Annotated in this window: 11 protein-coding genes; 3 read left to right on the top strand and 8 right to left on the bottom strand. The window is 68.9% G+C overall.

Annotation, left to right across the window (positions count from 1 at the left end):
• Positions 1-141: 141 nt before the first annotated feature.
• The 7 genes from DDE13_RS21055 to DDE13_RS21085 all read right to left on the bottom strand — a co-directional run bounded on the left by DDE13_RS21055 (position 142) and on the right by DDE13_RS21085 (position 6,578).
• Entirely contained in the window at positions 142-351 is a 210-nt protein-coding gene (locus DDE13_RS21055) for a hypothetical protein (protein ID WP_447248552.1), read from the bottom strand.
• The gene (locus DDE13_RS23285; RefSeq protein ID WP_222626168.1) at positions 348-779 is read right to left on the bottom strand and encodes a hypothetical protein; all 432 of its coding nucleotides are present in this window, start codon (positions 777-779) and stop codon (positions 348-350) included. Before DDE13_RS23285 ends, DDE13_RS21055 begins: the two co-directional genes overlap by 4 nt.
• On the bottom strand, positions 776-1,303 hold the full coding sequence (locus tag DDE13_RS21065) for a hypothetical protein (RefSeq protein WP_111406189.1): 528 nt from the start codon (positions 1,301-1,303) through the stop codon (positions 776-778). Before DDE13_RS21065 ends, DDE13_RS23285 begins: the two co-directional genes overlap by 4 nt.
• Positions 1,300-4,791, bottom strand: a complete 3,492-nt coding sequence (locus tag DDE13_RS21070) for a toprim domain-containing protein (RefSeq protein ID WP_111406190.1) — start codon at positions 4,789-4,791, stop codon at positions 1,300-1,302. The genes DDE13_RS21065 and DDE13_RS21070 overlap by 4 nt, the downstream gene beginning before the upstream one ends.
• Positions 4,792-5,192: 401 nt before the next feature.
• Positions 5,193-5,537 (bottom strand): type II toxin-antitoxin system RelE/ParE family toxin, encoded by a 345-nt coding sequence (locus DDE13_RS21075; RefSeq protein WP_111406191.1) that lies wholly within the window; start codon positions 5,535-5,537, stop codon positions 5,193-5,195.
• A complete protein-coding gene (locus DDE13_RS21080) occupies positions 5,537-5,794 on the bottom strand; it encodes a type II toxin-antitoxin system ParD family antitoxin (RefSeq protein ID WP_111406192.1) in 258 nt (85 codons plus the stop codon). Before DDE13_RS21080 ends, DDE13_RS21075 begins: the two co-directional genes overlap by 1 nt.
• 73 nt (positions 5,795-5,867) lie before the next feature.
• Positions 5,868-6,578, bottom strand: coding sequence for a hypothetical protein (locus DDE13_RS21085; protein WP_111406193.1), 711 nt, complete (start codon positions 6,576-6,578; stop codon positions 5,868-5,870).
• Positions 6,579-6,965: 387 nt separating this feature from the next.
• Here DDE13_RS21085 and DDE13_RS21095 point away from each other — a divergent pair, with 387 nt between their 5' ends.
• From DDE13_RS21095 to DDE13_RS21105, 3 genes are read left to right on the top strand one after another with little or no spacing between them, the layout of a single operon-like run.
• Positions 6,966-7,421 (top strand): DUF2924 domain-containing protein, encoded by a 456-nt coding sequence (locus DDE13_RS21095; protein WP_111406194.1) that lies wholly within the window; start codon positions 6,966-6,968, stop codon positions 7,419-7,421.
• The gene (locus tag DDE13_RS21100; RefSeq protein WP_111406195.1) at positions 7,418-8,743 is read left to right on the top strand and encodes a recombinase family protein; all 1,326 of its coding nucleotides are present in this window, start codon (positions 7,418-7,420) and stop codon (positions 8,741-8,743) included. The genes DDE13_RS21095 and DDE13_RS21100 overlap by 4 nt, the downstream gene beginning before the upstream one ends.
• Positions 8,740-9,147 (top strand): hypothetical protein, encoded by a 408-nt coding sequence (locus DDE13_RS21105; protein ID WP_111406196.1) that lies wholly within the window; start codon positions 8,740-8,742, stop codon positions 9,145-9,147. Before DDE13_RS21100 ends, DDE13_RS21105 begins: the two co-directional genes overlap by 4 nt.
• Positions 9,148-9,220: 73 nt before the next feature.
• Here DDE13_RS21105 and DDE13_RS21110 read toward each other — a convergent pair whose 3' ends face one another.
• On the bottom strand, positions 9,221-9,523 hold the full coding sequence (locus DDE13_RS21110; RefSeq protein WP_235868805.1) for an HNH endonuclease: 303 nt from the start codon (positions 9,521-9,523) through the stop codon (positions 9,221-9,223).
• Positions 9,524-9,541: the final 18 nt, after the last annotated feature.

A 9,541-nucleotide genomic window follows, 5' to 3' on the forward strand; every position in this document is an offset into this window, starting at 1 on the left:
GCAGCGAAGACGGCGCCGGGTCATCGCCTCGCGCGAAAAACTTGACAAACGAACATGAGAGGAACCAGAAACTTCAACGGGTTGGCGGGTGGACCCCGTCTGGACCCCGTCGCGGAATCCGGGGTCCAGTGGGGAATCCGGTTAGGGTTCCCGCGCGTGGGGCCCGCGGTGCCGCGGCCCGTACAGCTTCTCGCCCAGCTGTCGGACCAGTTCCCGCTCGGGCCAGCTCAGACGCTCGTCGTCGATGGAGACGGCGAGCACGCCCTGGTCGCGCCAACCGTCCCGTTTGACGCGGTCCGCGTCCCTCCGCTCGCCGCAGTAGCCCGGAGGATGCCAGCGCATGGTTTTCATGATGCACCTCCGGTGTCTTCCTCCAGCAGGCTGGCAGGAAAACCCAAGGAAGGCTTTTGCGGGCCTCTCCCCCTGCCGGGATGCGAGGCGCAGATTTCGCCCCCAGAATTCTGGGCCTCCAATTGCGCTGCGGCGGTCTTACCGGCGAACCGCGCCTGGCGCTCGGCGCGTTCTTCGCCGGTGAGAGGTCTGCGCCACGGGTTCTTGCCCATCCGGAACGGCCAGCTGGGGCAGTCCACGGCGGTGCAGAGACGAACTTCCCGCGCCAAGCCGTTGCAGCAATCGAGGCATTTCAGCCGCAGGGCGCGCAGCGGCGAGACACGCGCGTGGCCGAGCTGCTCCAGGTCCTCCGTCGTCATGGTGCGGGGATCGCGTCCGACGTTGTAACCGTCCTGACGTTCGAGACCGATATGGCGTTGCCCGCTCATGCCCGCCCCTCCCGCCGCTCTCTTTCCATCACCGCCCGCGCCTGCTGGGCCCGGCGACGGTCGCGGTCGTTGTCGAGGTCGATCCGGCTCTCGCCGGTCTCGCGACCGATGTGGGTGCCCTTTCCGTGGCGGGTCCAAGAGAGGAAGGCGTTGCCGATCCTGCCGTGGAGCGCGATCAGGGAGCTCTGGTTTGCCACCCCGATGAGCGGGGCGAGATGGCGAGAGAGGAAGGGGAGCCAGTCGGCCGGGTTCGGGACGACGATGTGCTCGACGAAGGAGAGCGGCGTCTCGATCAGCACGAAGAATCCATGGATCTCGCTCGGCCAGAACCGGACCTCGAGCGCGCCGCCCAGCAGGCCCTCTTCGGTCAGGAGCGTGTGCTCGCAGTCGAGCACGCGGTCGAAGGCTCGGTGGAAGTCCACACGCTCGGTCTCGCAGAGCCGTTCGGCCTCGCGATACCAGTCGGGCAGCTCGGTGTCGTGGAAGCGGCCGGCGTCGTAGAGGCGGATCCTGTCGTAACTCATGCCTCGGTCTCCTCTTCTGGTTGGCGGTGGTGGGGGTGTCGAAGGGCGGCGGGCTTCGCGGCCTCCAGCCGGGCGGCCAGCGCGTCGAGCGCTGCCCGGCGCATGGCGAGCACGGCCTGCATGCTGGCGGTCAGGCGGGATGCGAGCGCGTCGAGCCGCGCGGCGTTGGCGGGATCGGGCGCGTCGGCGTCCGAAAGCTCGTCGTGCCGCATCTCGAAGCTGGCAAGCGGCCCGAGGCGGTTGGTGAGCCAGGCTTCCGGATCGGGAATGCGGGAGAGATCGGCGCGGGCGGTCCGGGGGCGATGGCCGGGACCCTCCGGGCGGTAGGTCACCTCGGCGGAGGATGGGGACATTCTGCTATTATAGAGGTCTCTATAATAGTCATTTGTCCCCTTCCTCTGGCCGTCCTTCTTCGCGGCCTCGCGGGTCGGCCAGAGCTCCGGAAAGCAGGCGGCCATGTCGGCGGCGTTCCCGAGCACGATGCCGGTGAGCGCCATCAGGTCGCGCCGGGTCGGGCGGAGGTCGGACCACGGCACCGGCGCGTCGACGGTCACCGGCAGGACCACATCCGTGAGCAGGTCGATCTCGAGCGGCGTGGCGGCGGTGCGGTTGACCCCGCGCCCGCGCCCCATGGCCTGGATCAGCTCGCCCTCGCAGATGCTCCAGCGCACGGCCTCGGCGATCGGATCGGCGTGTGCCACCATCGCGAGCGGCGCGGCCCGGTCACCCGCGAGCCGGATGCGGCGCTCGACCATGGGATACCACCAGCCCGCATCCTCCGGGTTCGGCGCGGGCACGCGACCGGTCAGCGCCATAGCATTGAGTTCGACGGTGCGCGGCGCCGGCAGCGTGCGGCCCAGCACCACCATGCCGCCGATCCTGCCCCAGCGGTCGAGCCCGCTCAGAGCGTTGAAATGCACCGCCTCAACCCGCGGCGGCAGCCCCGCGGACCTGAGCGCATCAATGGCGGCCTTCTGGCCCACCACCAGCAGATCGATTGCCTGGCCGCGGCGATGGCACTGGCGGGCCCGGAGGTCGATCCAGGCGCGGAGGTCGCGCAGCCGGGTCGCGGCGGCCTTTCGGTCCCGTTCGGGTGCGTCGGCGGAGGGCGACAGCGCACGGGCCGAGGTCGGGCTGCCGGTCACCTGGCGGATGCGGACATGGGGCTGGCGTGCGGCGACGGGCGTCCCGATGTCGATCCTCGGCAGGTAGGTCTGGACGAGTTCCGGCCGCAGTGTCGCGTCGAGATGCAGGATCGGTGCCTGGGCCGCCCAGCCGGTCCGCATCGGGCTGCGCCAGCGCAGGCGGAGCGCGCGGACGGAGCCGGCCTCGGTCATCTCGTGGACGAGTTCGGCGCCGGCGGCATCGTGGCCGTTCTCCAGCGCCTCGGCGAGGATCAGCCAGAGCGTGGCGCAGCGCCCGGGCGGCGCCCATGGCTCGCCCGCAGGCGGCAGAACCGCCTCGATCCGCTTGCGCCGCTCGACCGGCGACATGCCGGGGCGGAGGCCCGCGTCGCGCATCCGGCGGCGTTCCAGCGTCGCGGCATGGCGGCAGTCGTCCGGTTTGAGGCCGACGGCTTCCAGCAAGCCCAGACGCAGCGGACCGGGCTCCGTGACCCGCAGCGCCTTGCAGAGCCGTTCGCGGACCGCGATCAGGTCGGCCGTGGCGCCGACATCCATCTTTCCCTTGCCGGTGTAGCAGGTGAGCGAGGTGCGGCCGGGCTCCAGCCCGTCCTGCGTCAGCGTCGCCTTGCCGTCGAGACCGCGCAGGCCCGATTGCCAGAAGGCTTCGTCGATGACCAGGAGCCCGACCTCGCCAATGGCCTGCGGCTTCATGTGGAAGAGGCTGTCATGGGCGCAGACGATGACCTGCGCCGCCTGCGCCAGCGGCTTCTGGCGCTGGTAGCCGCAGTCGTGGAACCAGGGGCAGAGCAGCAGCTCTGCCCCGTTCTTGACCTTGCAGCAGCTCTGCTCGACCGGGTGTTCGATCTCGAGCGCGTCGAAGGTGGCCTCGGTGTCGAGGCACATGAGCCGGTCGGGATTGTCATCGGTCGGATCGGGCGCGGTGCGGCCCTTCCAGAGCATGGCGCTGAGACCCAAGGCCTCGAAGGCGGCAACCTGCTCGGCGCCGAGATCGTGGCGCGGGACGGCATAGACGACCTTGCGCTTGCCGATCCCGCCCGCGGCGATCAGCGCGGCGATGGCGGCGCGCGCGCTCGAGGTCTTGCCGAGGCCCACATCGACCGGCAGGCCGAGGAGCGGCGGCAGCGCCGCCCGTGCCACGATGTTGAAGTCCAGCGGATCGCGATTGGCGTCCGTGCTCTTCGCCTCCTCCTGTGCCGCCTCGATGGCCGCCCAGTAGTCCGGGATCGCGGCCATGAAGCGGTCAATGGCCTCGGCCAGGCTGGCGCGGGCCTCGTCTGGCGTGAGGACCGGTGCGGGATATGTCGGCGGTGGCGGCGGGATCCGGGCCGCGCCCGCAACGAGCGCCGCGACTACCTCCGGCCCCTCGGCGCAGAAGAGGTCGTTGGCATCGCCCGGGCTGTCTGGCACGGCAAGACGGCCGTCGATCGCGAGCGCGACCTTCCGCGCCGCCTCGACGCCGGGATTGGTCTCACGGTCGGGCTTCGCGTCGTTGTCGGCGACGAGGACGAGATCTGCTTCGGGGAACCGTGCTCGCAGCGCTTCGGCGACCGGCATCATGTTGCCCGCGTCCATCGCCGCGACGACCATGTGTCCCGTGGCCATGTGCAGGCTCGCGCCGGTGGCCCAGCCCTCGCAGATCAGGAGCGGACCGCATGGCTCCGCGAGCGGCTCCGGCTCCGCCCCCACCACCGTGAAATGGCCCTTCTTGGCCCCACCGGCCAGGAAACGCTTGGCCCCGTCCGGCGCGATGGTCTCGACACTGTGCAGGCGGCCATCGCCGTCCTGCAGCGGCACGACGAGGCGGCGGCCCACGTCCATGCGCAGGGCGAGCGGCGCGGCCCGCTTTGCGACGAGATAGGGATGGTCCTCCGGGGCCGAACGAGCGCTGTCCCAGATCCGGGCCGCGCGCGCGGCGGCGTCGTCCGCCCGACTTGGCGCAGCATCCGCATCGCCATCGGGAGGAGTCTCGCGCGGCGCCGTCTCCGGTGCAGACGGTGGCTCGCCCGGATCGTTTGCGGGCATTGCGCCTGGTGTCGATCGCTGACGCGCCGGCCGGGGCAGCGCCGACATGCCGATCCGGTCCGCGATCCAGTCGGTGGCATCCTCCCGGGCCATGCCGAGGTCGCGGCCGACAAGCTCGGAGAACCAGCCGCCCCGGCCTTCCTCGTGGTCGAACCACATCCCCGCCCGCGCGCCGCCGACGACGACCGAGAGGCTGCCCTTGCGGCCCCAGCGCCATTCCTGCCCCGCGCGGAAGGTCGGCTTGCCAAGAAGCTCCACCGCGAGCTCCGGCACGCGCGCGCGGAGCTCCGCGTCGAAAGCCCGCCAGTCCCGCCCGCTCATCACAGTCCCCGCGGAACAGTCGCATGCGCGCCGGTCGGCCGATTGGCCGATGCAGCAATGCGCAGGCGGTGGCGGAGACGGGCGGACACGGGAGCTGGAGAGCCGGATTGAGGGCGTTGTTGCCCCCGGTTCTGGCGCGCGTCAGGCCGCCCTCGCGACGTCGGAACCGGTCCGCCCGGCTACAGAGCGTAGCGCCGGAAAGGGGTGAACCCTTCCGGCAAGGCATTGAAATCACGTCAGATCATGGGTGGACCCCAACGGGTAAAATGACCAATCCGGAGCGCTCCTGGCAGCCGTGCCCGATCAGAGGGTGGAACCCGCGCTCATGCGAACGGGGTGAACGGTTCCGCCCTTCATCGGGAAGCCGACGCCGTGGGCTCACCCCTTGGAGTTGGCCATTGTCAGTGTTGTTCGGGATCCTTCGGTGGACCAAATGCCGCCAGCCGGCGCGGCAGGTCCGAGCGGCTGTGCAGCACGTCCACCACGATCACCAAGTCCGGCATCTCGACGAACACGATGAAATGCTGCCCCGCCCGCGTGACACGCAGGTCTTCCGGCAGGTCGGGATCGATCAGGCGGCGGCAATCCTGCGACGGTGCCTCACCCGACGCGATGGCGGCGCAGCGCGCGATGAGGTCCGCCTCATAGGCCTCGGCCTGGCGCGGCCCGAAGGTCTCCAGGGTCCAGCGCGCAATCTCGACGAGCGACCGTTCCGCCTGCCACGTCAGCCGCCAAGGCTTCGGCATCAGGACGCGGTGCGCGCGGCGGCGAATGCCCTGCGGATCGCGTCCTCACCCGAGCCCTCGGCGAGCACGCCTGCGCGCGCCTCCTCAAGCCCGGCGGCGAGCCGGTCGCGCAAGGCGGCCATCTCGGCCTCCTCACGCTCGAGCAGGCGAAGCCCGGCGCGCAGAGCCTCCGACGCATTCTGGTAGCGGCCATCGGCGATCAGCCGCTCGATCAGGTCGGTCTGGCTGTCGGTCAGGACGACATTGCGGGTCGGCATCGGCATCTCCCTCGAGCGCATTGGCAATATATGCCAGTCACTGCGCGATGTCGACCAGCGTGGCTCCCGCGCGTCAGCCGGTCTGCCGCAGATCGGGCCCGAGCACCCGCTTCGCGCCGCCGCGCTGCGCCGAAGGCAGCCGGATCAGCGTGGCCATGGCATCGGCGAGCTTGTTCGACACCGGCTCGCCTTCGATCTCCTGCTCGAGGAACCAGTCGACGAGGCAGTCCTTCTTGCCCTGCGTCTCGGCCGTGATCCCGAACTTCGTGATCGCCGCCTGCATCAGGTCGAGGTAGGGCGTCGTGTACGGTGCCGCGTCCGCACGCTCTGCAGGGCTGACGACCTCGGGCACATAAACCGGCCAGATCGCCTTCACGAGAAAGCGCGGCATTCGGATGTCGATGAACTCCCAGTCGCGCGCGGTCAGGCGCCCCAGATGGCACTGACCCTCCCGCCACTGCTCGGGCCGGATGCTGCTGTGGTAGCCCGAATGCAGGCCGAACCCGCTGCTGGCGCCGTAGCCCCAGCCGTTCGGACGATCCTCGGTGTAGCGGCCCTGCGCGATGAGATCGCCGTCCCGCAAGGCGACCAGCAACTCGTTCTCGGCCTCCGCCTTCCAGGCGATGGTCGGATCCTGTAGGCGGTTCCAGTGCTGATAGGCCGGCTCGGGCTTCGGCGGCGCCTTGGCCGCCTCGGCTGCGCGCCGGGCGACGGTCACGGTTTCCACGTGGGCCAGCGCTTCTGCAAAACTCCATTGGGTACGGTCGAGCGATTGCAGCGACATCGGCGGCCTCGTGATTCATGCGGGATGACCCGAACATAATGGGAACGTCTGAGCCCCTCAACCCATTCCGATGGCGCAAGGGCGGAGGGGTTCACCCTCTCCCGGCAGGCATGGGCTGACCCGTTCCGAGGTCGCAGGCGGCAGCGCAATGCTGCACCGATGGATCATGATGTTCGATCCCGGTCCCATCCGTCGCCCCAACCCGCTCGCCCCCGCGGCGATGACGCCCGCCGAGCGCCGCGCCGAGTTGTGCGGCCTGCTGGCGCTCGGGCTGGTCCGGTTGCGGCTGCGGGAGAGCGGTGAACCTTCTGACGATACTGGAGAAATTCGCCTACACTCTCCAGCGAGCGCATGCCGTCATGCAACTCCAACTCACCGGAGACCCACATGACGACCCACGATCCCATCCCCGCACGCCTGGCCGCGCTGAAGACCGCGACGACGCCGGAGCTGAAGGCGCAGTGGCGCGACCTGTTCGACGGCGAGCCGCCGCCGTTCAACCGCCGCTACCTGGAGAGCCGGCTCGCATACCGCATCCAGGAGCTGGCCTATGGCGGGCTGAAGCCCGAGACGATCCGGCGGCTGGAACGGCTGGGCGAGGAACTCGACGGCGGTGACAAGAAGAAGCGCTGCATGCGCCTCGACCGTGACCGTCCCGTCACCGGCACGCGGCTGCTGCGCGAGTGGCACGGTGTCGAGTACATCGTCACCGTCACCGCGGACGGCTTCGAATGGCAGGGGCGGCCGTACAAGTCGCTCTCGGCGATTGCCCGCGCGATCACCGGGACGCGGTGGAACGGCTGGGTGTTCTTCGGGCTGAAGAACCGGAGGGCGCGGACATGACGAAGGCGCCGGCAAAATCAGGAATGATCCGGAAACAGCGCTGCGCGATCTATACGCGCAAGTCCTCCGAGGAAGGGCTGGATCAGGAGTTCAACTCGCTCCATGCCCAGCGGGAGGCGTGCGAGGCCTTCATCGTCAGCCAGCGCTCCGAGGGCTGGGTGCTCGTCCGCGATCAGTACGACGACGGCGGGATCTCCGGCGGCACGCTGGAACGGCCCGGCCTGAAGCGGCTGCTGGCCGACATCGAGGATGGGCTGGTCGACGTTGTGGTCGTCTACAAGATTGATCGCCTGTCGCGCTCGCTCGCCGACTTCGCCAAGCTGGTCGAGGTGTTCGACCGCAACGGCGTGACCTTCGTCTCCGTCACGCAGTCCTTCAACACGACCACGCCCATGGGCCGGCTGACGCTGAACATCCTGCTGTCCTTCGCCCAGTTCGAACGCGAGGTGACGGCCGAGCGCATCCGCGACAAGGTCGCCGCCAGCCGCAAGAAGGGCATGTGGATGGGCGGGGTGCCGCCCTACGGATACCGCGTCGAGAACCGGAAGCTGGTGATCGATGACGAGCAGGCCGAACACGTCCGCTGGATCTTCGCTCGCTTCCTCGAGATCGGCTCCGGAACGGAACTGGCGCGGGAGGTCGCGAAGCGCGGCATCCGCACGCCCCGCGGCAACCGGATCGACAAGAAGTACCTGTATCGGATGCTGAACAACCGCGCCTATATCGGCGAGGCGGTCCACAAGGGCGACAGCTATCCCGGCGAGCACGACGCCATCATCGACCGCGAGACATGGGACCGGGTCCACGCCATCCTGCAGGAGAGCCCGCGCAAGCGCGCCGCGCGCACCCGCGCCGAGACGCCCGCGCTGCTGAAGGGGCTGCTGTTCGGTCCCGATGGCGCGGCCTTCTCGCCGACGCACACGCGCAAGGGCGGGCGGCTGTACCGCTACTACGTCAGCCAGACGGTTTTGAAGCATGGCGCGGGGTCGTGCCCGGTGGGCCGCGTGCCCGCGGGCGAGATCGAGGCGGCCGTCATCGACCATCTCCGCGCCGTGTTCCGCCAGCCAGAGATCGTGGCGGGCACGTGGAAGGCGGCGCGCGCCCATGCTGACGACATCACCGAGGCCGACGCCAGTTCGGCGCTGCAGCAGCTGGATCCGCTTTGGGACGAACTTTTTCCCGCCGAGCAGGCGCGCATCGTGGCGCTGTTGGTCGAGCGCGTGGATATCGGCACGGACGGATTGAACGTCCGGCTGCGCGTCGACGGACTCGGTGGTCTCGCCCGCGAGATGCGGGCCGGTGGCATCGAGGCTGCCGCATGACCCGCGCGACGCCGATCCCCGAGACGGTTACGCTTCACGTCCCGTTCCGAGTCGTAAATCGCGGCGGCCGGAAGGAGATGCAGTTGCCTGAAGGCGCCGAACATGTGCGCAAGCCGGGCAACACGCTGGTCAAGGCGCTGGCCCGCGCCTTCCGATGGAAGCGGATGCTGGAGTCGGGCGAATTCGCCACCATTGCCGAGCTGGCCGAGCGCGAGGGCATCGCGCCGTCCTACATGACCCGCGTCCTGCGGCTCACGCTGCTCGCGCCCGATATCGTCGAGGCGATCCTCGACGGGAAGCAGGGGCCGGAGGTGACGTTGGCGCGACTGTTGGAGCCGTTTGCGCCAGTATGGGCAGATCAAGAGAAAGAGTTCGGCCAAGGCGACGAAACCGGTCGCCGATGAACCATGCTGAGCATTGACGGGGCGAGTATCGATGCGCTTCGAACATGCGTCGCGATGGTTTCTATCGTCATCCTCAGGCGTACGAGTCCCATGGCGGGCGTTCGTCCAAGGGTGCGTTCCCGAAAACATTCTCACGATGCCAGCGCAGATTCTCTGGGTGCGGGCTATTCCGCGGGTCCTCAGGCCTGAAAAGCTTGCCATCTGAACTCAGCAGGCGATCTACGACATCGCCGGGCACCTTGTTCCGCGACACGAGAATCGTATGTCCATCCTCAGCCACAGAGATAAGGCCACGATCGAACATCCAGTGCAGCGTGCCTGAGAGCGCTAGGCCGTGTCTGCAATCAAGGGATTCCCGTTTGGTCTCATTTCTGATTCAAGATCGAAAACGGAG

Origin of the sequence: Meridianimarinicoccus zhengii, from assembly GCF_003254465.1 — a bacterium.
Taxonomy (GTDB): Bacteria; Pseudomonadota; Alphaproteobacteria; order Rhodobacterales; family Rhodobacteraceae; genus Meridianimarinicoccus; species Meridianimarinicoccus zhengii.

Bases quoted from the DNA above. Each gene is read 5' to 3' on its own strand.
- DDE13_RS21055 (WP_447248552.1), bottom strand. From the start codon at position 351: ATGAAAACCATGCGCTGGCATCCTCCGGGCTACTGCGGCGAGCGGAGG.
- DDE13_RS23285 (WP_222626168.1), bottom strand. From the start codon at position 779: ATGAGCGGGCAACGCCATATCGGTCTCGAACGTCAGGACGGTTACAAC.
- DDE13_RS21065 (WP_111406189.1), bottom strand. From the start codon at position 1,303: ATGAGTTACGACAGGATCCGCCTCTACGACGCCGGCCGCTTCCACGAC.
- DDE13_RS21070 (WP_111406190.1), bottom strand. From the start codon at position 4,791: ATGAGCGGGCGGGACTGGCGGGCTTTCGACGCGGAGCTCCGCGCGCGC.
- DDE13_RS21075 (WP_111406191.1), bottom strand. From the start codon at position 5,537: ATGCCGAAGCCTTGGCGGCTGACGTGGCAGGCGGAACGGTCGCTCGTC.
- DDE13_RS21080 (WP_111406192.1), bottom strand. From the start codon at position 5,794: ATGCCGACCCGCAATGTCGTCCTGACCGACAGCCAGACCGACCTGATC.
- DDE13_RS21085 (WP_111406193.1), bottom strand. From the start codon at position 6,578: ATGTCGCTGCAATCGCTCGACCGTACCCAATGGAGTTTTGCAGAAGCG.
- DDE13_RS21095 (WP_111406194.1), top strand. From the start codon at position 6,966: ATGACGACCCACGATCCCATCCCCGCACGCCTGGCCGCGCTGAAGACC.
- DDE13_RS21100 (WP_111406195.1), top strand. From the start codon at position 7,418: ATGACGAAGGCGCCGGCAAAATCAGGAATGATCCGGAAACAGCGCTGC.
- DDE13_RS21105 (WP_111406196.1), top strand. From the start codon at position 8,740: ATGACCCGCGCGACGCCGATCCCCGAGACGGTTACGCTTCACGTCCCG.